Source organism: Ferrimonas balearica (assembly GCF_019802055.1).
In the GTDB taxonomy this organism is placed as follows: domain Bacteria; phylum Pseudomonadota; class Gammaproteobacteria; order Enterobacterales; family Shewanellaceae; genus Ferrimonas; species Ferrimonas balearica_A.
This window is the reverse complement of the sequence record NZ_JAHVHW010000011.1, coordinates 67,700-90,596: the sequence shown is the minus strand read 5'-3', so window position 1 is coordinate 90,596 and position 22,897 is coordinate 67,700. Positions and strand designations below refer to the sequence as shown.

Annotated in this window: 14 protein-coding genes; 4 read left to right on the top strand and 10 right to left on the bottom strand. The window is 59.6% G+C overall.

The annotated features are described in order from the left end of the window. Positions 1–257 precede the first annotated feature (257 nt). Complete coding sequence (locus KUV52_RS16280; RefSeq protein ID WP_222527001.1) at positions 258–1,166, top strand: patatin family protein; 909 nt, start codon at positions 258–260, stop codon at positions 1,164–1,166. Here KUV52_RS16280 and KUV52_RS16275 read toward each other — a convergent pair. Together KUV52_RS16275 and KUV52_RS16270 are read right to left on the bottom strand one after the other, a co-directional pair. Beyond that, positions 1,102–1,887: an SDR family oxidoreductase gene (locus KUV52_RS16275; protein ID WP_222527000.1), complete on the bottom strand. Its 786-nt coding sequence runs from the start codon at positions 1,885–1,887 to the stop codon at positions 1,102–1,104. The genes KUV52_RS16280 and KUV52_RS16275 overlap by 65 nt on opposite strands. Positions 1,888–1,959: 72 nt before the next feature. Continuing rightward, positions 1,960–4,527, bottom strand: a complete 2,568-nt coding sequence (locus KUV52_RS16270) for a putative bifunctional diguanylate cyclase/phosphodiesterase (RefSeq protein ID WP_222526999.1) — start codon at positions 4,525–4,527, stop codon at positions 1,960–1,962. Between the two features lie 93 nt (positions 4,528–4,620). Between KUV52_RS16270 and KUV52_RS16265 the strand changes: the two genes are divergently transcribed. Further along, the gene (locus KUV52_RS16265; protein WP_222526998.1) at positions 4,621–5,247 is read left to right on the top strand and encodes a uracil-DNA glycosylase family protein; all 627 of its coding nucleotides are present in this window, start codon (positions 4,621–4,623) and stop codon (positions 5,245–5,247) included. Positions 5,248–5,565: 318 nt separating this feature from the next. Here the strand turns inward: KUV52_RS16265 and KUV52_RS16260 are convergent, their stop codons facing one another. The 3 genes from KUV52_RS16260 to hemE form a co-directional block, all read right to left on the bottom strand. Next, positions 5,566–6,483, bottom strand: coding sequence for a pseudouridine-5'-phosphate glycosidase (locus KUV52_RS16260; protein ID WP_222526997.1), 918 nt, complete (start codon positions 6,481–6,483; stop codon positions 5,566–5,568). Next, complete coding sequence (locus KUV52_RS16255) at positions 6,477–7,568, bottom strand: PfkB family carbohydrate kinase (protein WP_222526996.1); 1,092 nt, start codon at positions 7,566–7,568, stop codon at positions 6,477–6,479. The genes KUV52_RS16260 and KUV52_RS16255 overlap by 7 nt, the downstream gene beginning before the upstream one ends. A gap of 122 nt (positions 7,569–7,690) precedes the next feature. Then, complete coding sequence (gene hemE, locus KUV52_RS16250; RefSeq protein WP_222526995.1) at positions 7,691–8,755, bottom strand: uroporphyrinogen decarboxylase; 1,065 nt, start codon at positions 8,753–8,755, stop codon at positions 7,691–7,693. A 385-nt stretch (positions 8,756–9,140) separates the two neighbouring features. On the opposite strand from hemE, the gene rsd reads away from it, so the two are divergent. Next, the gene (gene rsd, locus KUV52_RS16245; RefSeq protein WP_222526994.1) at positions 9,141–9,617 is read left to right on the top strand and encodes a sigma D regulator; all 477 of its coding nucleotides are present in this window, start codon (positions 9,141–9,143) and stop codon (positions 9,615–9,617) included. 573 nt (positions 9,618–10,190) lie between these two features. Here rsd and acnB read toward each other — a convergent pair. Continuing rightward, complete coding sequence (gene acnB / locus KUV52_RS16240; RefSeq protein WP_222526993.1) at positions 10,191–12,785, bottom strand: bifunctional aconitate hydratase 2/2-methylisocitrate dehydratase; 2,595 nt, start codon at positions 12,783–12,785, stop codon at positions 10,191–10,193. Positions 12,786–13,066: 281 nt separating this feature from the next. Next, entirely contained in the window at positions 13,067–14,125 is a 1,059-nt protein-coding gene (locus tag KUV52_RS16235; protein WP_222526992.1) for a DUF4382 domain-containing protein, read from the bottom strand. A gap of 144 nt (positions 14,126–14,269) precedes the next feature. Here KUV52_RS16235 and hxpB point away from each other — a divergent pair, with 144 nt between their 5' ends. Beyond that, positions 14,270–14,935 (top strand): hexitol phosphatase HxpB, encoded by a 666-nt coding sequence (gene hxpB, locus KUV52_RS16230; protein ID WP_315900207.1) that lies wholly within the window; start codon positions 14,270–14,272, stop codon positions 14,933–14,935. On the opposite strand, the gene KUV52_RS16225 is transcribed toward hxpB, so the two are convergent. From KUV52_RS16225 to aceF, 3 genes are all read right to left on the bottom strand, one after another. Continuing rightward, positions 14,928–19,322 (bottom strand): EAL domain-containing protein, encoded by a 4,395-nt coding sequence (locus tag KUV52_RS16225; protein ID WP_222526991.1) that lies wholly within the window; start codon positions 19,320–19,322, stop codon positions 14,928–14,930. The two genes, hxpB and KUV52_RS16225, sit on opposite strands and share 8 nt — an antisense overlap. A gap of 123 nt (positions 19,323–19,445) precedes the next feature. Next, on the bottom strand, positions 19,446–20,873 hold the full coding sequence (lpdA, locus tag KUV52_RS16220) for a dihydrolipoyl dehydrogenase (protein ID WP_222526990.1): 1,428 nt from the start codon (positions 20,871–20,873) through the stop codon (positions 19,446–19,448). 115 nt (positions 20,874–20,988) lie between these two features. Beyond that, entirely contained in the window at positions 20,989–22,884 is a 1,896-nt protein-coding gene (aceF, locus tag KUV52_RS16215; protein WP_222526989.1) for a pyruvate dehydrogenase complex dihydrolipoyllysine-residue acetyltransferase, read from the bottom strand. Positions 22,885–22,897 lie beyond the last annotated feature (13 nt).

Sequence of the window (22,897 nt, the reverse complement as noted above, 5' to 3'; positions counted from 1 at the left end):
TCACCTGCCGGTATGTGCAGGGGCCGCGGATTGTAGCAGCTTAGCGCGGTTCTGGCGATGGTGGTTTTTTAACCGTATTTAATGTGTGGTTTAAAAATGGAGAAGCGTTCATCCAGCATGATCCATCGAGGCCCGAACCATTCTGCACACCTCTCATCCTCTGCTGAGTTTAGCGCTCGCCTATCACGGCATCGGGCTCTATGATTTGGCGATTGCGACTCCAAAGGGGTGAGTAGCCAGATTGCAGGGATGGAGAGATGGATCGAATTGGTGAGCGCGCGCTGATTGTGGAAGGAGGCGCCATGCGCGGGGTGTTCTCCTGCGGGGTGCTGGATACCTTTCTGGCCCACAACTTCAGCCCCTTCGACAGCTTCTGGGGCGTCTCTGCCGGAGCCTCCAATCTGGCGGCCTATCTGGCGAAGATGCCGGGCCGTAACCGCAAAATCTACACCGACTACAGCTGCCGGCGCGAGTTTCTGACGCCGGGCCGGTTCCTGCGTGGCGGCGACCTGATGGATCTGGACTGGATGTGGACCATCACCCTGGCGGAACTGGGTATCGACAAGGCCACGCTGGCGGCGGATCCCCGTCCCTTCTTTTTGGGGGTAACCCGTCAGGACAGCGGCACGGCGGAGTACCACGCGCCGGATGTGGATACCCTGGCGGAAACCATGAAAGCCAGCAGTGCGCTGCCCCTGCTCTATCGAAACGGCGTGCGGCTGAATGGCCACACCTATGTGGATGGCGGCGTAGCGGACGCACTGCCGGTGGCGGAAGCGATCCGACGGGGAGCCCGACAGATCATGGTGCTGCGCAGTCGCCCAGCCCATTACCAGAAATCCCCCTCCAGCCTGCCCGCCCTGCAGCGTTGGCTGCTGCGTGATACACCGCAACTGGTTGAACCGATGCTGAGCCGGGCGCAGCGCTATAACGACACGCTGGCGCTGATCCGCCAGCCACCGGAAGGGGTGACCATCGTTGAGATCTGCCCACCGGAGTCGTTCCAACTGAAACGACTCACCCGGGATGCGGAGCCGTTGGAGCGGGGCTATGAATTAGGCATGAAGGCAGGCGAAGAAGCGATGGCTCGCTGGAAACCGTTCAGCGGCGACGTTCAATCGCCCGGGCAGCCAGCGCATCAATCAGTCCCGGCGCCAACAGTTTAAGCCAGCGCCCCAAACGTCCTCGCGCCGAACCCAGCCAGAGCCGCTGACGCTTTTCGATCGCTTTGATCATCTGTGCGGCGCAGGCATCAGCGGTCATGATTTTGCTCTCCTGCATCGGAGTCTCACCCAGAGCTTGCCCATCCGCGCCCATGGCGCGCTTGTGGGTCTGGGTTACGACAAAATCCGGACACAGCAGGGTGACGTCCACGCCGGTGCCGCGTAACTCAATGCGCAAGGCGTCAAAAAAACCCATGACAGCGTGTTTGGAGGCGCAGTAGCCACTGCGAGTGGGAACGCCGGTCAGACCGGTCAGGGAGGAGACCACTGCGTAGTGGCCACGGCTCTGTTTCAGGGCAGGCAGTGCCGCATGAGCCAGGTGTGCCGTCGCCAGGTAGTTAACCCGCATCACCCGCTCCAGTACGGAGAGGTCGGTCAGATCTTCCACCCGGCTCCACATGGTGATGCCAGCGTTGAGGATAAGCCGGTCCAACCGACCATAATGCGCCAGCGTGGCAGCAATCAGCTCCGACAGTCGGTCCAGTTCGGTCAGGTCCAGGGCAAAGGCCACCGCTTCACCGGGCAGCTCGGCGATCAGAGTGTCAAGACGCGCCTGGTTTCGGGCCACCAGCATCAGCCGTGCTCCCTTTGCACTGAGCTGCTTCGCCAACGCACGACCAATGCCCTCAGAGGCGCCGGTCAGCAGCACCACCTCTCCATCCATGGTGTTCTCCTTGATTGTGCTCAGGCGGCGCACTCACTCCCTGTCGCCGCAAACGCCGGTGCCGGTATGGGGTCAGGCCTTTACCCCATCCTCCATTGGCACGGGCTGGTAGGTTTCCAGATCTTTGGGCCGGCCAATGCCATAACCCTGGGCGTAGTTCACTCCAATGGCGCGGAGGCGGGACAGGGTTTCCTGGTCCTCCACAAACTCCGCCACGGTTTCGATGCCCATCACCCGACAGACGTCGTGGATCGATTTTACGATGGCATAGTCCTTGGCATTGCTGGCCAGGTTACGGACAAAGCAGCCATCGATCTTCACGTAATCGACCGGCAACTGTCGCAGGTAGCCGTAAGAGGCAAAGCCGGAGCCGAAATCATCCAGCGCAAAAGCAAATCCGCGGCGGCGCAGCGCATGGAGGATCTCCAAGGCCCGGTTTTCATTGGCGATGGCCGCGGTCTCGGTGACCTCAAAACAGATGGTTTCCGGCGGCACCCGGTAGAGGGCGCACATCTCATCGATGTAGCCCACCAGATTGCCATTGGAGAGCGTGGTGCCAGAGAGGTTGATGGAGAGGACCTGGGTGTTCCAGAGGTGGCTGTTGCGGGCCAGCCATTCGAACGATTTGCGGATCACCGCCTTATCGACCGCGGGCATCAGGTTAAAGCGCTCGGCGGCGGCAATAAACTGTCCCGGGGCCAGGATCCGCCCGCCCTCCTCACGGATCCGCAGCAGCACTTCGCATTTGCGCCGCAGGTTGCTGGCGTGGATCGGCTCGATGGGCTGGTAGAACAGCACCAAATCATCATTGACGATCGCTTCATTGATCTTCATCGCCCAATGGGGTGCGTTGCGCTGGTGGGCCAGGTCCTGATCCAGAGAGTCGAAGAAGTGGATCTGGCTCTCGCCCCCCTTGCCCTTATTGGCGTGGCAGGCGATCTCGGCATCTTTAAACACTTCACGGGGTCGCTGCTCGTCGCCCCGTTGGAACGCCACACCGATACTGATGCCAACCCGGTAGCTGCCGCTGTCCCAGTAGAGGGTGATCCCCTCCACCCGTTCCATCATCTGCTTCAACACCCGGGCCGCATCCAGCGCCGAGGTGTCTTTCATGATCAGACCAAACTCATCGCCACCGATGCGGGCCAGCAGATCGCCCTGACGCACACTGCGTCCCATCTCCTGAGCCACATCCCGCAGCATCCGGTCTCCGGCCTCATGACCGCAACTGTCGTTGATCAACTTGAAGCGATTGAGGTCCATATAACAGACCGCATGCTGCCCGGGCAGATCCGCCAGGGCTTCCAGGCGCTGCTCAAAGGTCTGGCGGTTGAAGATCCCGGTGATGTGGTCCCGCTGGGACTTGTTCACCAGTTCCCGTTTCATCTGTTCGGAGTGGGTGATGTCCCTGAGAACCAGCACGGCACCCAATGTCGCCCCTTCATTGTCCAGGGTTCGCATCGCTTGATATTGCAGTTGCCGCTCCTGGCTGCCTTGGGTCAGGCGCACCCGCCCATCAAGGCTGACCCGCCCGGAGCTGAGCAGCTCTTTCAGCGCGGAGTGAAGCTCCTGCCCTGCGGCACCCGGTACCAGATTCACCAGCGCACACTGACGCACCGGGCCATGATCCACCGCCAGCATCCGCTCTGCAGTGGTGTTGACCAGTTCAATCCGCCCCTTGGGGTCCACCATAATAACGGCATCGCTTACCGCTCTGAGCAGGGTGGTGATCTGCTGACGCTGAAGATGACGTTGGGCGAACAAGTCATTGCAGAGCACGCTGATCTCGGACAGCTCATTCCGTCCGGACTCCGGCAGCGGGCGACTCACTTTACGCTGCGTCAGGCCCGACTCCAGGCGCTCAGTTAATCTTGCCAGTGGCCCCAGCAGGATGCGGCGGAAAGTGAAAAAACTGGCCAACGCCAACAGCACCAACACCAGCGCCAGTACCGTCATCACACGACCAATCTGCTGAGATCGGAGCTGACTTTCCGTCTGATCGAACACCGGGTGAAGCGTCAGGGACTGACCGAAAAAGTGAGGAAGTGATAGCGGGTGCCCTTCGGCGGCGGGGACGACGGAAAGGGATTGGACCCCCGTGTGGCGGTAACTCAGAGAATCCAGCTTCTCCTGATCAAACGCCTGAATCCCGATAAGGCCACGCCAGTTACGGTGGTTGAGGGGCAAAGCCACCAGGCCAAACACCTGCTCCTCCAAACTCACGAAACCGCTTCGCTCATACTGGAAGGTGCCGCTGGAGAGAATGGGGTCAAGCAGGGCGCGCATCGCTTCACTGCTGCCGTCCACCGGAACAGCGCTGTTTTGCAGCACCCGAAGTTCACCATGGTGGTTCATCACCAGGGCTACCAAGCCCTCGCGTTTGGCCTGCGCCACCAGAAAGTCCAGCACCTGCTGTGGCTCATTTTCCAACGCAATGCGGATGGCGTTCATCTCGCGGCGATTGTCCGCCAGCCAACGCTCCACATCGACCTGAAGGTGGGCCCGCTCAGCGGCATAACCGCGCTGCTGATGTCCCTTGAACCCGTCATTGATCAGCCAGTACGCCGACACAATGGCGGTCAGGATCAGGGGGATAGCCAGACCCAAAAGGAGCAGCAATAATCGACGGGAGAGTTTCATCAGGAGGAGCAGATCCAGGTGCTGGCTCTATGACAAAGAGGTTTGAACTTACCTAATTAACGGCCTGAATTAAATGCATCTTGAGGATTTTTCATGAATGTTCGGCGAACAACGGGAACGACAGCGCAAAATCAGGCCAACAATCCGGAACAGCGTGATCTGCTTCACGAAGTGCGCACATGCCGTCTTTGTCACGACGTTCTGGACCCGAATCCGGTTATTCAATTGGGGAGTCGCGCCCGGTTATTGATTGTCGGTCAGGCCCCGGGACTGAAGGTTCACCAGACCGGCATCCCCTGGAACGACGCCAGCGGTGATCGACTGCGACAGTGGATGGGGATTGATCGGGAGACCTTCTACAACCCGGACCAGGTGGCCATTCTGCCTATGGGGTTCTGCTATCCCGGCCGGGGTCGCAGCGGCGATAATCCACCGGACAAGCGTTGCGCCCCGCTCTGGCATCCACGTTTGCTGGCGCTGTTGCCGGACCTGGTCCTGACGCTCTATGTTGGCCAATATGCCCAGCGCCACTACCTGGAGCATTTCACCAGCCTCACCGATACGGTGGCCCGCTGGTCAGAATACGGCGAGGCACGACTGCCACTGCCTCACCCCTCCCCCCGCAATACGCTCTGGCTGAAACGTCACCCCTGGTTTGAAAAAGAAGTGGTGCCGGAACTGCAGCGACGTATCACCGGGTTGTTTGCGGATCACTCGTAGATATCCACCTGCATAGCAGGGGGCTTTTTGTTTTCGGGGATGCCACAGGCATGTGACTTTAGAGGCACCATTACCCCCCTTTGCCGGGAGCGGCCCGGCGGCCACCAGAAGGGCTATCGCCGTGAAAGTCATGCGGACAACATCAAAAGGATTCGATTTCGAGGCTCTTCTACTTATCCGTTTACGCGAAGATATTTAGAAGTCTCAACTCTACGGGCAAAGCCCCGAGGAAGCGATCACCACTTCCATAAGAGGTTGTTTAAGACTGGTAATAAAAAAGCCGCCTTTCGGCGGCTTTTTTCCTGCACCCTGTGCGTCTTACTCAGCGCAGAGGTCGCGAGCGATGGCGGACGCCAGGCGGGCGTTGTTCAACACCAACTGGATGTTGGAATCCAGGCTGTTGCCACCGGTCAGTTCGCAAACGCGGGCCAGCAGGAAGGGGGTGGACTCTTTGCCACCAATGCCCTGCTCTTCCGCTTCCGCCAGCGCCTTTTCGATGGCCGCATCGATCTCGGCTTTCGGCATCGCGTACTGCTCCGGGATCGGGTTGGCGATCACCACGCCGCCTTTCAGACCCATGCCCCATTTGGCGCTCAGCGCGGTCGCGATGGCGTCGCTGCTGTCCAGACGGTAGTCGATGCTGAAGTCGCTTTCGCGGGTGTAGAACGCCGGCAGGCTGTCAGTCTGGTAGCCCACAACCGGCACGCCGAAGGTTTCCAGGTACTCACGGGTCAGGCCCAGATCCAGAATGGACTTGGCACCGGCACACACGACGGCAACGTCGGTGTTGGCCAGCTCCTGCAGGTCAGCAGAGATGTCGAAAGTCTGCTGGGCGCCACGGTGAACCCCACCGATGCCGCCGGTGGCGAACACTTTGATGCCAGCCATGGCGGCCAGGATCATGGTGGAAGCCACGGTGGTGGCGCCGGTTTTACCTGCAGCCACGATAAAGGGGATGTCGCGACGGGAAGCCTTGGTGACGGACAGACCCTCTTTACCCAGGAACTCCACCTGCTCCTCAGTCAGGCCCACGGTCAGGCGGCCCTTGATGATGGCGATGGTCGCCGGGATCGCGCCCGCTTCGCGAACGGTCTGCTCCACTTTCAGAGCGGTTTCCACGTTCTGCGGATAGGGCATACCGTGGGAGATGATGGTGGACTCCAGTGCCACTACCGGACGGTTATTGGCAATGGCTTCGGCAACTTCCGGGTGGATATCCAGGTACTTCTCTAGCATGGGGTCTTCTCCATCAGGCGGCGCACGGCCGCTTCGGACATAGTGGTATTGATAGTGGTCTTGGTCGCCAGCGCCAGACGGGCAGCGGCCAGGGCAAAAGGTACGGTGTCGGCAAAGGACCAGCCGGCCAGTCGGCCATGCGCCAGGCCCGCCATCAGGGCATCGCCGGCGCCTGTCACGTTCACCACCTCGGTGGCAGAGGGCTCGAACCGGATCCCCACCCCGCAATCGGAGGCGTAGGCACCACGGCTGCCGAGGCTGAGCAGCACTCGGGGCACGCCCAGTTCATGCAGGGCATCCGCCACCCGCGGCAGGTCATCCTCACTCTCCAGGCTGTGGCCTGAGAGCAGTTCCGCTTCCAGCGCATTGGGCTTGAGGGTATCGAACTGACTCAGGAAGGGTTTGAGCTTGCTGGCTTTGGCCTGGGAGACCGGGTCCACCAGTACTGGCGCACTCAAGGGCCGGGCAAACAGGGTTTCCAGAGCGTCTTGGGACAGGTTGGCATCCAGCACCAGCACAGAGGCGCGATCGATCGGCCCCCGGCGGCGCTCCATCTGCTCCGCATCCAGACGCTCAATCAGGCTCATGTCGTTCAGAGCCAGGCGCATCTCGCCATCGCTGTCGTGCAGGGATAGGTAGCTGGAGGTGGTGGCGCCGGGGATCTTCAGACAGTGGTCGGTGCCCACGCCAGCCAGACGGCAGGATTCCAGCAGTTGCTCGGCCCAGCGGTCTTCACCCAGAGCGGAGATAAACTCCACCCGGCTGCCCAGGCGAGCCAGGTTATCGGCGATATTGCGTCCCACACCGCCAGCGCTGGCGGTCAGACTCCCCGGGGTGGAATCCCCATCCACCAGCGGGCGATCCGCCACGCCACAGAGATCCATGTTGGCACCGCCGATCACCAGGGCGTAGCGCTCCGGCGCCAGAATGTACCCCTTACCCTGAATGTGTCCCTTCTGGGTGAGGTGCATGATGTGCCCGGCAATCGCACTGCGGCTGATACCCAGTTTGTCCGCCAGCTCTTGCTGGGGGATAAGCGGGTCCTGGCGAATTAGGTCCAGGATCTGCTGCTCTCGCTCAGTCATAACATATGTTTGGTTATCGGACTTATGTTTGGCATTGTAGCGATCACGACAGAGCGAAACCAGATCGAAGATCAAAAAAAAAGCACCCCGAAGGGTGCTTTTTTCTTAAGTCAGTCGCGCGCTTACTTGTGGTACTTGCGAGACTGCTCGTGTACAGCGTTGATAAAGGCGCCAGCGTGCTCCGGATCGGCGTGCTGGTGGATGCCGTGACCCAGGTTGAATACGTGACCATCGCCGTGGCCGAACTCACCCAGGATGCGCTCCACTTCCTCTTCGATGCGCGGGATCGGAGCGTACAGCATGGACGGATCCATGTTGCCCTGCAGCGCCACTTTGTCACCCACACGGGCACGAGCAGCTTTCACGTCCACAGTCCAATCCAGACCCACTGCGTCACAACCGGTGGCAGCGATATCTTCCAGCCACTGACCGCCGCCCTTGGTGAACAGAACAACCGGTACTTTGCGGCCGTCGTGGTCACGGATCAGGCCATCCACGATCTTGTGCATGTAGCGCAGAGAGAACTCGCGGTAAGCCGGGCCGGACAGTGCGCCGCCCCAGGTGTCGAAGATCTGCACCGCCTGAGCACCCGCTTTGATCTGGGCGTTCAGGTACAGAATGACGGAGTCCGCCAGCTTGTCCAGCAGCAAGTGCATGGTGGCCGGCTCGGAGAACGCCATCTTCTTAATCTTGGCGAAGTCTTTGGAGCTGCCGCCCTCTACCATGTAGGTAGCCAAGGTCCAGGGGCTGCCGGAGAAACCGATCAGCGGCACTTCACCCTTCAGCTCGCGACGGATGGTACGCACAGCGTCCATTACGTAGCGCAGTTCCTGCTCCGGATCCGGGATCGGCAGGTTTTCGATGGTGGCTTTGTTGTCAGCCAGAGTCTGGAAGCGCGGACCTTCACCGGTCTCGAAGTAGAGACCCAGGCCCATGGCATCGGGGATGGTGAGGATGTCGGAGAACAGAATGGCGGCATCGAGCGGATAGCGACGCAAAGGCTGGAGGGTAACTTCACAGGCCAGTTCAGGGTTCTTACACAGGCTCATGAAATCGCCGGCTTCGGCGCGGGTGGCTCGGTACTCAGGCAGATAACGGCCAGCTTGACGCATCATCCAGACCGGAGTCACATCTACCGGCTGGCGCAGCAGGGCCCGCAGGTAACGATCGTTTTTCAGTTCTGACATCTAGTTCATCCCTTACGCATCAATACGCAACAAAATTCAGGCCATTGTAGCACCGCGTTCGAAGATTGATACGAGGTGAGCGTGAGCCGTCCCACAATTCAGGGGAATCCTCGCTTGCGGATGGTCACAGGCAAAGATTTGCACTCCCAATTCGCCTTTGGTATAACAATACGGCGCTAGCAAAACGAAGTAAGAAGTTCACGCAAGTGAGCCCGCAACACCCAATCTTATGCCCTGACGCCTCGGCGTCAGGGTTTTTTATTTCCTGCGCCCCCCCTTTCAGAAGATTCCTCCACGAGTGGTTAAAAAACCGTTGATCCCTGAGCCATCCCTTACTTAAATTGGGAAGTACCAATATTAAGTTGGCTTGCAAGAGGATGGTGCCATGCTGACAAAGTTAGAACGGGCCGTGGATGCTTGGGGAGGCTCCAACACACTGATTGACCATTGGCTGGAAAGCCGTCGTCAGCTGCTGATCCACTACTGCCAACTGGCAGGCCTGCCCCCGTATGAGAAGAACAAGGGTCAACTGCCTGAAGAGGACCACATCCAGCAATTCTGTAATCTGCTGGTGGATTACGTCTCTGAAGGCCACTTCGAAGTGTATGACCAGGTTGCCTCCGCCTGTGAGAAAAACGGCGAACACTCGAAGTCCCTGGCACAAAGCCTGTTCCCCAAAATCTCTCCCAGCACCGACGCTGCGCTGGACTTCAATGATAAGTACACCAACGGCGTAGATGACGACACTCTGATGGAGTTGGATCAGGACCTGTCCAGGCTGGGGCAGAAGATGGAGGAGCGGTTCGAACTGGAAGACCGTTTGCTGGAAACCCTGTTCGAGCGCCACAGCGAAGCCAGCTGATCCAGTTTTCAGTGTCAGGCCACCCGGGTGGCCTGGCGTCTGCACATGTAAACATCCACCTGCATAGCAGGTGGCTTTGATTAGCCCCCTTTAAGGGGGCTTTTTGTTTTCGGGGATGCCACAGGCATGTGACTTTAGATGCACCATTACCCCCTTTGCCGGGAGCGGCCCGGCGGCCGCCAGAAGGGCTTACGCCCCTCTGGACTCCCCTTTGCCTCCGGCGCGGCGAATGCCCCTCGCTCCCTCTCCTTCCCATTTCAGCTCTGGCCAGACTCGCTTCCATGCTCGGCTGGCCACTCGGACCTTCCCTGGCCCTCGGCTTCATTCCCAGTCGTTCCCGCTCGGCGCCGCGAGTCGGCCAAGGTGGACGGCTTTCGCCGTGAAAGATCTGCGACAACATCAAAATGGATTCAATTTCGTGGCAATTCTGCTTATTCGTTTACGCGGAATTATTTAGAAATCCCAACTCTACAGGCAGAGCCCCGAGGAAACGATCACCACCTCCATAGGAGGTGGTTTAAGACTGACAACAAAAAACGCCCCGCGATTGCGGGGCGTTTTCGTTGCATTCCCTTAAGCGGGCTGCTGCAGAATCACTTCGCCAGCCGGCTTGGTGTACTGCTCCATCTGATGGAAGTTCAGGTAGCGGTAGGTGTCTGCCGCCTGAGCATCGATGGTCTTGGCGTACTCCAGGTACTCCTCCACGGTGGGCAGTTTACCCAGGATGGAGGCCACCGCCGCCAGCTCCGCAGACGCCAGGTAGACGTTGGCGCCGGTACCCAGACGGTTCGGGAAGTTACGGGTCGAGGTGGACACCACAGAGGCACCGTCCGCTACGCGGGCCTGGTTACCCATACACAGTGAGCAACCGGGCATCTCGGTGCGCGCACCCACTCGGCCGTAGATGCCGTAGTAGCCTTCGTCGATCAGCTGCTGCTGGTCCATCTTGGTCGGCGGCGCGACCCACAGACGGGTCGGCAGAGCGCCCTTGAACTTGTCCAGCAGTTTACCCGCCGCACGGAAGTGGCCGATGTTGGTCATGCAGGAACCGATGAACACTTCGTCGATCTTGTCGCCCTGAACTTCGGACAGCAGACGAGCATCGTCCGGATCGTTCGGCGCACAGAGGATCGGCTCCTTGATGTCCGCCAGGTCGATCTCGATAACGGCGCAGTATTCGGCATCCGCATCGGCTTCCATCAGCTCAGGATTGGCCAGCCAGGCTTCCATGGCATTGATGCGACGCTCGATGGTACGACGGTCGCCATAGCCTTCCGCGATCATCCACTTCAGCATCACGATGTTGGACTGCAGGTACTCCGCGATGGAGTCTTCGCCCAGCTTGATGGTACAGCCAGCGGCTGAACGCTCGGCGGACGCATCGGACAGCTCAAACGCCTGCTCGACAGTGAGGTTGTCCAGGCCTTCAATCTCCAGCACGCGGCCAGAGAAGATGTTCTTCTTGCCCTGCTTCTCTACGGTCAGCAAGCCCTGCTGAATCGCGTAGTAGGGGATGGCATGAACCAGGTCACGCAGGGTGATACCCGGCTGCATCTCACCTTTAAAGCGCACCAGCACAGACTCCGGCATATCCAGCGGCATCACGCCGGTGGCGGCGGCAAAGGCCACCAGACCGGAGCCAGCCGGGAAGGAGATACCCAGCGGGAAGCGGGTGTGGGAGTCACCACCGGTGCCCACGGTATCAGGCAGCAGCATGCGGTTCAGCCAGGAGTGGATCACACCGTCACCGGGGCGCAGAGACACACCGCCACGGTTCATGATGAAGTCCGGCAGGGTGGCGTGGGTGTTCACATCCACCGGCTTGGGATAGGCGGCGGTGTGGCAGAAGGACTGCATGGTCAGGTCGGCGGAGAAGCCCAGACAGGCCAGGTCTTTCAGCTCGTCACGGGTCATCGGGCCGGTGGTGTCCTGAGAGCCAACGGTGGTCATCTTCGGCTCGCAGTATTGGCCGGGGCGAACGCCCTCAACGCCACAGGCTTTGCCCACCATCTTCTGAGCCAGGGTGTAACCCTTGCCGGTATCAGCCACGTCCTGGGGACGACGGAAGATGTCGGAGGGCGCCAGACCCAGCACTTCACGGGCCTTGTCGGTAAGGCCGCGACCGATGATCAGCGGGATACGGCCGCCAGCGCGAACCTCATCCAGCAGTACGTCGGTTTTCAGTTCAAATTCGGAGATCACTTCACCGGCTTCGTTCTTCACCACACCCTCGTACGGGAATACGGTGATCACATCGCCCATGGCCATCTTGTCCACCGGCATCTCGATCGGCAGTGCACCGGCGTCTTCCATGGTGTTGAAGAAGATCGGCGCGATCTTGCCGCCGAAGCAGAAGCCGCCGCCGCGCTTGTTCGGTACGCCCGGCAGGTCATCGCCCATAAACCAGAGTACAGAGTTGGTGGCGGATTTCCGGGAGGAGCCGGTGCCCACAACGTCACCCACGTATACCAGCGGGTGGCCTTTCTCTTTCAGCTGTTCGATGGTGCTGATGGGGCCAACCACACCCGGCTCATCCGGCGTGATCCCTTCTCGGGCGGATTTCAGCATCGCCAGAGCATGCAGCGGGATATCAGGGCGGGACCAGGCATCCGGGGCCGGAGACAGGTCGTCGGTGTTGGTTTCGCCAGGCACCTTGAATACGGTCAGGGTGATCGATTCCGCCAGTTGGGGACGGGAGGTAAACCACTCCGCGTCGGCCCAGGCTTGCATGACCTGCTTGGCATAATCGTTGCCGCTGTTGGCCAGTTCAACAACATCGTGGAACGCGTCAAACATCAGCAGGGTGTGGGACAGTGCCTTGGCGGCCAGCGGTGCCAGAGTGGTGTGGCCCAGCAGTTTGATCAGGGGTTCAATGTTGTAACCGCCCTGCATGGTGCCCAGCAGTTCGGTGGCACGCTCCGGGCTGACCAGCGGGCTGCTGGCTTCACCAGTAGTCACCGCGGCAAGGAAGCTGGCTTTTACGTAAGCGGCTTCATCCACACCGGGCGGAATGCGGTTTTCCAGCAGATCAATCAGGGTTTCTTCTTCACCGGCAGGGGGATTCTTCAGCAGTTCAACCAGTTCGCTGGTTTGTTGGGCATCCAGTGGCTTGGGCACCACTCCCTGGGCGGCACGTTCTGCGACGTGTTCACGATAGGCTTCTAACACGGCTCACTTCCTCTCTTCCTGGCAGGCTCACATACAAGCTGCACGTCCTGTGAACGGATGTGGCAATTTGGCACGCTTCTGTGATCACTGCCACACCTCGGGTGCCCGCAGTATAGCGATCTTGCGCACGCTTTTGAATCGGCCAGACCGAATAGAAGTCAAAGTCAGTAGCGATTTACACCAAAGTCGTAAGGAATGGATGGGAAAAGCAGCACAGTTTGAAATTTAAACAAAAAGGCCGCCCAGAGGGCGGCCTTTTCTGTCGGAAAACCGATGTGGGATCAGAGGATCGGATCCAGATCCTGAATGGTTTCCTCGTCCGCCTTCACCTCTACCGGAGTGTAGTGCTGGTAGATGGCAAAGCCATCTTCTTGGGTTTCATGGGTGTCCGGCTGGTCCACATTGGCCACACAGGTGTAACCGATGGAGTAGATGCCTTCACCGATAAAGCCGAACTCGTACTGCAGCTCTTCCACAATGCTGCCGTCCTCCTGCTCAACTTCTACCAGGTTGATCGGGGCCACGGTCACCGGCTCAACCAGAGTGCTGTCCGCCGGGAAGCCCTCTTCACCCGCGATGTCACCCATGGTGGTACGGTCACGGCTGTCGGCATACAGGTAGGCCGCATGACTGAACTCAGACGCCCCCAGCAGGCTGGCAAAGTCCGCTTCACAAGCATCAAACTGCTGCTGTGCCAATACGCCGCGAATGATGCCCGCGCCACCCGCGTTGACCAGAGTGACCGCATTGGGCTTGATCTTGAAGTCGGTCTGGTTGCCCTGAGAATGGCGGTTATCTACCAGGCCCTTGCTCAGGTCAAAGTCGATCACAAAGTTATTGATGCCGGTGTTCACGGTCACCTGAGATTCACGGTTGAACTTCAGGCGGGCCGGTTTTTGGCCGTCAACGTCGTCCGGCTTGAAGCCTTTGCAACTGCCACCGGAAGGGGTGGACAGGCTAAAGGTGCCATCATCGATATTCACGTGAGAGGTGGTCTCACTGCCGTCACCCTGGATGATGTAAGCACAGACGTCGTAGTTGCCAACCGGCAGCTCACGGTCAGTGATCACCCATTCCACTTTGGCGCCCTGCACTTCCAGCAGATCGATGCTGCGCAGTTCGTTCTCGTCCTGGAGATAGTCAAACACAATCGGGTCACCGCCCGCTTCCGGTACCAGCACCATATGGCTCAGCACGATCACCACATCATCAGCATAATGAACCGGGCCATCGGTAATGCCCATGCTCAGGGTACCGGTTGCCGGAGCATCATCGCTGCCACCACAAGCGGCCAGCAGGCCGACCAGCGAAGCCACAGCGAATGTTTGACTGCGTTTCATATATAACTCTCCCATTGAGACCGTTTCATCATCGGAGCACCAAAAGGTACAGTGTAGCGATCAGTCGACCGAGATTTACGGTCATTTAAATATTCGCGCGAATCTATCACACTGAATCTTGTTCAAAACTGAATGGTACACATCGTGACCCACATTATCCAAGCCGTAATTTTTGATATGGACGGCGTTCTGGTCGACTCAGAACCGTTCTGGCAGCAAGCTGAACTGGAGATCTTGTCAGATCGGGGAGTGCCTCTCACCTTTGAGGACACGCTGAAAACCCAGGGGTTGAGAATTGATCAGGTGGTGACGTACTGGTATCAGCGCCACCCCTGGACCGGAGCAACTCCCCCACAGGTGGCCGACACCATTCTGCACCGGGTGGTTGAGCTGATCCGCACACAGGGGAGTCCGCTGCCCGGCGTCGAGCAAGCGATACGGACCATCCATCAGCGGGGCTGGGCCCTCGGGTTGGCCACCTCCTCTCCCTCTTTGCTGGTTGAGGCAACGCTGGAGCGGCTGGGTCTGACCGGCGCTTTCTCGGTGACCCGCTCTGCCGAGTCTCTCCCCTATGGCAAACCGCATCCCCAGGTTTACCTGGATGCGGCCAGTGGCTTGCAGGTTCCGCCAGAGCACTGCATGGCGATTGAGGACTCCTTTAATGGGCTGCTGGCCGCCAAGTCTGCCCGAATGACCGCGCTGGCCGTGCCGGATCCCCATCACCGGGACGATCCCCGCTTCGTGATCGCCGATCACCGGCTCGACAACCTGACTCAGTTGACCGAGTCCTGGCTGGACGGGCTCAGCTGATCGCCTCCCACTCTTGCCGCTCCATCTGCTCCTGCAACCACAGACAGCAGGCCTCGGCATTCATGGGGCGGGCATAAAGGAACCCCTGCATCCGGTTACAACCCTGTTGGCGCAGGAACGCCTCCTGCGCTTCGGTTTCCACCCCCTCGGCCACCACCTGCAGTCCCAGGTTTCGCCCCATATCCAGAATGCTTCGTGTGATGGCGCCGTTGGTCAGGTTGCCTGGCAGGTCATGTACAAAGGAGCGATCGATCTTCAGCGCGTCCACGGCAAATTGACTCAGGTATGCCAGCGAGGAGTAGCCGGTACCAAAGTCATCCACCGCCACCGACACCCCAAGCTGTCTCAAGGCATGCAGGTGGCTTTGCGCCAGACTGACCCGCTTCATCAGCACCCCTTCGGTAATCTCCAGGCACAACTGTCGAGCGGGCAGCCCGGTTTCTGTCAGAACCCGGGAAACGAAATCCACGTAATCCGGTTGATGGAAGTGGCTGGCTGAGACATTGACCGACAGCTTCAGCCCTTCCCCCATGCCCCAGCGAACAAAGCTCTGGCACGCCTGACGCAAAGCCCAACGGTCCAGTTTGACGATGATGCCGCTGGATTCCGCCAAAGCGATAAAGGTATCCGGAGACACCGCACCGTTCTCCTCGTCAAACCACCGCAACAGCGCTTCCACGCCGGTGACCTTGCCAGTATTCAGATCCAGTTGAGGTTGGTAGTGCAGTTCCAGTCGGTTGGCTTCCAGAGCCTGACGCAGAGCGTTCTCCAGCTCAAGCTGGTAGGTTGCCTGAGCATCGCGCTGACGAGTATAGAAGCAGTAGCGGCCACGCCCCTCCTCCTTGGCGTGGTACATCGCCAGGTCTGCATGACGGATCAACGCCTCCGGTTGCAATGCGTCCTCGGGGTAACAGGCGACGCCCACACTGGTGGAGACGTAGAACAGTTGGCCGTCCACTTCAAAGGGTTCAGCAATGGCACTGAGAATTTTTTGCGCCAACCGTTCCAGCTCTGCTCTCGTCTGGTATTCGTTGATCAACACAATGAATTCGTCGCCACCAAAGCGGCAGAGCAGCTCCGATTCTCCCATCAGCCCCTTAAGACGCTGAGCCGCCTGGACCAGCAAACCGTCTCCGGTGGAGTGTCCATAGGTGTCGTTAATGTGCTTGAAGCGATCCAGATCCAGGAACATCAGAGCCATGGGGTGTCCCACCGGTTCCCGGGCCTGGATGGCGGCATTAAGCCGGACATTAAACTGGCTGCGGTTGGGGAGCCCGGTCAGGGGATCGAAATCCGCCAGCCGGCGCAGTTCGAGTTCCGCGCGCTTTCGTTCCGTGATGTCGGAGAAGAGCGCCACCAGATGGCGGGCGCGGTCGCCCATCGGGCTGATATTGAGCCAAACCGGTACGGTCTCACCGGTGCGTCCCCGCAACAACACTTCCCCTTTCCAGCTGGCTTCATCCTGGGTAATCGCATCCAGTTGTGGTTCCTGGTCCCGGTACCAGTAGTGGTGGAACCGATCCCCCATCAGCTGGGCCCGGGGAGTGGCAAGAATCATCTCCGCTGCCGGGTTACAGCCCTGTACCAGCAACTGGTGATCCAGAATGACCACCCCTTCCGCCGTGTTTTCGATGGCCTGAGCATAAAGCCCATGCTCCTGCTCCAGCCGCCGGTGCGCGGTCATGTCGGTGTAGATGCCCACCACCCGACGAGCCTGGCCATTGCGCTCATCCCGTTCCACCGCCTTACCGGCAGCCCAGATCCAGCGCCAGCGCCCCTGATAGTCGGCCTGGCGATATTCGACGTCGTAATGTTCCGATAACCCCAGATAGTGCTCGCGCCAGGCCCGCCACACCCGCAGGCGATCATCAGGATGGATGGTGAGTTGGCTCATCTCCATCAGGCGCGGCATTCCGTCGTCGCCGAGGTAACGCTGATGATTCTCAAGGCGGAATCGATTGCTCGCCTTGTCCCACTCCCAGGTGTCGGAACGACCCGCCCCCATGGCCAGGTGCAGGCGCTGCTGGCTCTGGCTTAACTCGGTATTGAATTGGCGGATCCGCTGCACCTGCCGCTGCCGTTGCAACAGGCCCAACATCAGAAAAATCACCAGGGCTGAGCCGGCAAGGGCTTTGACCGGCTCGCTTTGCCACCAGTGTTGATTGACTACGAAAGAAACTCGGCTCGGTACCGCCGACCAGATCCCCTGGCTGACGCCGTAAAGCTCCAGCTCATAACTCCCCGGCTTCAGGCCACTGAAGGTCAACTGCCCCTGGTTGGGAAAGTCCACAAGTTGCCCCGCCACACCGTTGTGGTTGAGACGGTAGCGGTAAGGTTTTGGGGTGCGGTCCAGCAGTCGGTTGCTGGCGAAGTGCAGCGCCAGCAGGCGGTACTCCGGCTCAATAGTGATGGGGCGCCCCTCAGGCTCCAGCCAAAGCTGTCGCTGTCCATCCTGGTAATGCACCTCGAGGGATTCGATGATGGCGCGATCCTGTCTGGGAAGGGGGGCCAGTTGGTCCGGCGCAACGGTGATCATGCCACCAGCAGCCCCCAGCATCATGCCGATGTCGGGGTCATAGAAGAGTGCACCTTCATTGAAGTTGTTGATCGCCAGGCCATCGAAAATGTCCAGGCCAAACAGCGTTTGCAGGTGGGGCTCCACCACAAAGAGACTGCGACTGCAGCCGATGATCATCCGATGTTCAACCATCGCTCCGACGTAGGCGTTGTCGCAATCCATCTGCCACTGGTCGCTGAGTTGACGGAACTCATGCCAGCGCGGGTCGTACATCCAGACCCCACGGCCATAGCTGGAAAACCAGAGGCTGCCATCGGCCTGAGGCGCCAAAAAGCCTACGGAGTGTTTGCGCTGTTCAACATTACCGGCCGACAGCACCATGGTGACGCTCCCCCCCTTGTCCTGGTAGGCAAGCAGGTTCTCTCCCCCAAACCAGAGGCGGCCATCGGGCCCCCGCGTCAGGTTTCGCACTCCGATGATCGGCCGTCCATCGACATCAAAACGCTCACTGTTTTGTTGGGCGGGCCACCAGCGGAACAGATAACGCCCCGTCACAATCCAAATTTGATCACCATCGGCAATCACGTTGTAGACCACCTGGTTGCGCAGGTCCGGCAACCCCATCCCCGTAATTCGCTCTGCCTGTTTGCTCTCGACATCCAGGCGGTACAGCCCTTCGGTCGAAGCCACCACCAGATGGGTATCGTCGAGAGGGGCCAGACCGAACGCCGCACCCGCATCCCGAAGGGCGGGCAGCTTTACGGTGCCATGCTCTCCACTGGCGGTATCCAGCCACTGGACACCTCTGTCCGTCGCCAGATAGCGCATGGATCCCTCCGCGTGGATCCCCCAGGTCATGTCGTTGTTCAATCCGGGATAGAGGTGGGTGCTGATGCGCTCTTCAATAAAACTGGCGGTGTGCCGGTACCCAATCAGCCCCTCATAATCGCTGATCAACCAAAGTCGTCCCTGAGAGTCCACCTGACCGGCAAACAGTGATTCCGGGCGAAACGATGGTGGGTATTTCAGATCCACTTCCACCGGTCCGGGCGCATCAGCGGCCCAGTGGTAGAGTTCTCCCCGCCCCAACAGCCACAGCCCGCCCTGGCCATCCGGGTCAATATCCCGCAGTGGCTGATCAAAAACCGGGGCGGAAGCCACCACGCCCTCTACGGTGTCGAAAGCGTACAAGCCACCATAGCTGGCCAGCCACACCCGTCCCTTACCATCGGCGGCCATCGCTCTCAGTTCGCCATACTCCATCGGCCAGTGGTTTTCCTGGGAAATCGGTTGAGGCCCATCCATCTTGACCAGGCGGTGACGACTGATGGCCCATACCTGATCGCCCTCGTCACGAAACAGTTGGCGCCAATGCTGTTCAGTGGTCAAAGTCCCCACTTCGTCGTAGCGGCTGAGATCCGGAGCCAGGCGGAACACCACGCCGTCCATGGTGACAAACCAGATGTTCTCCTGGCTGTCCTGGTAGAAGCGGCTCGTCGTAGTATGGAGGGGGAGATCCACCAGCTGACTCAGGGAATCAGCCTGGTTGTTGAAGAGGTCTAATCGGTACAGGTTGTCATCGGTGGCCACCAGCATCTGGTGATTGGGCAGCGGCAACAGCGCCTGGATAAAGGACTCGCCAAACAGGTGGCGGCTGCCCTGCAGATCCACCCGGCGCAGATGGCGATCGGTCATGCGGTACAAGCCATCCTCGGTGCCGATCCAGATCAGCCCCTGGTCGTCCTCAGCAAACGCCAAAACCGACTGGTTCTGAAGCCCCTGCTCCGCGTTAACCCAACGGATGGCAGAAGCCAGGGCAGGAGACGCACTCTGCACCAGAATCAGTACCACCAGCAGAAAAAAGCGCATCAGCCCGCTACCCCGTATTCTTATTCTTTTTGTAACGACGTTACTCTACGGGATCCCAACAAAAAGTTCACCGCATGACGCAAAAAGGCGACCCTGAGGTCGCCTTTTTTCTTTCCCGCCAAGTTACTTCTTCTTGGCTTTCGGGTTCGGCAGGTCGGTGATGGAGCCTTCGTACACCTCAGCCGCCAGACCTACGGACTCGTGCAGAGTCGGGTGAGCGTGGATGGTCAGAGCGATGTCTTCCGCATCACAGCCCATCTCAATGGCCAGGCCGATCTCGCCCAGCAGTTCGCCCGCATTGGTACCCGCAACCGCACCACCGATAACACGGTGGGTATCCTTGTCGAAGATCAGCTTGGTCATGCCGTCAGAAGCGTCAGAGGCGATAGCACGGCCACTGGCCGCCCACGGGAAGGTGGCGGTTTCGTAGTTGATGCCCTGCTCTTTGGCTTCCTTCTCGGTCAGACCTACCCAGGCGATCTCCGGATCGGTGTACGCGATGGAGGGGATCACTTTCGGGTCGAAGTAGTGCTTCTTACCGGAGATCACTTCCGCTGCTACATGGCCTTCATGGACACCTTTGTGCGCCAGCATCGGCTGGCCCACGATGTCGCCGATGGCGTAGATGTGCGGTACGTTAGTGCGCATCTGCTTGTCTACGTTGATAAAGCCACGCTCATCCACGTTTACGCCAGCGTTTTCAGCGGCCAGCAGCTTGCCGTTCGGAGTACGGCCAATGGCAACCAGTACGGCGTCGTAGCGCTGCGGCTCAGCCGGGGCTTTTTTGCCCTCCATGGAGACGTAGATGCCGTCTTCTTTGGCTTCAACGGCGGTCACCTTGGTTTGCAGCATGAAGTTGAACTTCTTGTTCATGCGCTTGGTGAACACGCGAACCACGTCTTTATCCGCAGCGGGGATCACCTGGTCCAGCATCTCCACCACGTCCACTTCGGAGCCCAGCGCCTTGTACACGGTGCCCATCTCCAGACCGATGATGCCACCGCCCATGATCAGCAGGCGGCCGGGAACTTCTTTCAGCTCCAGAGCATCGGTGGAGTCCCAGATGCGCGGGTCTTCATGAGGAATGAAAGGCAGTTGGATCGGACGGGAACCGGCAGCGATGATCGCGTTATCGAACTTCACGGTGGTGACAGAGCCGTCTTCAGCGGTCACGTCGATGCTGTTGGCACCGGTGAACTGGCCCTTGCCGTTCACCACTTTTACCTTGCGCATCTTGGCCATGCCGCCCAGACCACCGGTCAGTTGACCGATAACTTTCTCTTTGTGGGCACGGATCTTGTCCAGATCGATGTTCGGCTCGCCGAAGGTCACGCCGTGATCCGCCATTACCTTGGCTTCGTCGATCACCTTGGCGATGTGCAGCAGGGCCTTGGAGGGGATACAACCCACGTTCAGGCACACGCCACCGAGGGTGCTGTAACGCTCGATAATGACGGTTTCCAGGCCGAGGTCAGCAGCGCGGAAAGCGGCGGAGTAACCTGCGGGGCCAGCGCCGAGTACGACGACCTGAGTCTTGATCTCGTTGCTCATGATGTTCCTCTGATTATTCTGTATTCCGTTGGGGGGCGAGCCGCATTGTACTGCTGCCCCCCATCAAACTAAAGGGAAAACAAAAGGCCGATCACATAAATCGGCCTTATGGGAGTTACAGCACTAACTTGCGGATATCAGACAGGTAACCTGCCAGGGTGCTGGAGAAGCGAGCCCCGTCGGCACCGTCGATGACCCGGTGGTCATAGGACAGCGAGAGCGGCAGCATCAGACGCGGCGCAAACTCTTTGCCATTCCACTTAGGCTTCATCTCGGACTTGGACACACCGAGGATGGCCACTTCCGGGGCATTCACGATGGGGGTAAAGGCGGTACCGCCGATGCCACCCAGGCTGGAAATGGTGAAGCAACCGCCCTGCATGTCAGAGGCAGTCAGCTTACCGGCGCGCGCCTTTTTGGAGATCGCCATCAGCTCTTCGGACAGCTCGTAGATGCCCTTCTTGTTGACGTCGCGCACCACCGGTACCACGAGGCCATTGGGGGTATCCACTGCCACACCGATATGGATGTACTTCTTCAGCACTACGCTCTCGCCATCTTCGGACAGGGAGCTGTTGAATTGGGGCAGATCCGCCAGCGTCTTGGCCACGGCCTTGAGGATGAACACCAGTGGGGTGATCTTGAAGCCCAGATCCTGCTTGGCCACTACCGCGTTCTGCTCCTTACGGAAGGCTTCCACGTCGGTGATGTCCGCCTCGTCAAACTGAGTTACGTGCGGGATCATCGCCCAGTTGCGGGCCAGGTTGGCGCCAGACAGCTTCTTGATGCGGGACAGCGGCTGCAGTTCCACTTCGCCAAACTTGCTGAAATCCACCTTCGGCCAGGGCAGCAGATCCAGACCACCGCCCTGTTTGCCTGCCGGGGCCACGGCACCGGATTGCACCTGAGCCAGCGCCGCTTTTACGTAGCTGTTCACGTCCTCTTTCAGGATGCGGGTCTTGCGACCGGTGCCTTTCACCTTGGAGAGGTCAACGCCCAGTTCGCGAGCCATACGGCGAATCACCGGGGTGGCGTAGGCGTAGGCGCTGTTCTCGATAAAGCCGGTGCTGGCTTCAACGGAGGCCACCTGACCGGAATCCGCCGGAGCGGACGGGGCTGGCTTACGCTCAACCGGGGCTTGGGCTGCCGGAGCCGGAGCAGGGGCGGCAGCAGGCGCGGCGCCTTCCACTTCAAACTCCATGATCTCGGTACCGGTGGAGACCTTGTCACCCACCTGAATGCGGATCGCCTTCACTACGCCAGCAAACGGGGCCGGTACTTCCATGGAGGCTTTGTCACCCTCCACGGTGATCAGCGGCTGTTCGTCGCTGACACGATCACCGACGGCCACCAGGATCTCGGTAACGTCAACCGCATCACCGCCGATATCCGGTACGGCAACCACCTTGGTTGCGGTACCGCCAGCCACCGGTGCCGCCTCAACAGCAGCCGCAGGCTGAGCAGCGGGCGCAGAGCCTGCCACTTCAAACTCCATGATGACGGTGCCGGTGGAAACCTTGTCGCCCACATTGATGCTGATGGACTTAATGGTGCCAGCAAACGGGGCGGGCACTTCCATGGAGGCTTTGTCACCCTCCACGGTGATCAGCGGCTGCTCCTCGGTCACCACATCGCCGACTTTTACCAGCAGTTCGGTCACGTCCACTTCGTCGTCACCGATGTCCGGTACCGCCACGGCCTGCACGGAGGCCGCAGCCGCCGGTGCCGGTGTCTCAGCGGCTTGCTCGGCTGCCGGGGCTTCTGCTGCCGGAGCCGCGCCCTCAGCGTCGAACACCATAATCAGGGAGCCGGTCGCGACCTTGTCGCCCACCGCCACCTTAATCTCTTTCACCACACCGGCAGCGCTGGCAGGCACCTCCATGGAGGCCTTGTCGCCCTCCACGGAGATCAGGGATTGTTCCTCTTCGACCCGATCACCCACTTTCACCAGGATCTCGGTCACCTCGACCTCATCGGCACCAATATCGGGTACGTTGATTTCAATAGTCATAAGTCAGCAATCT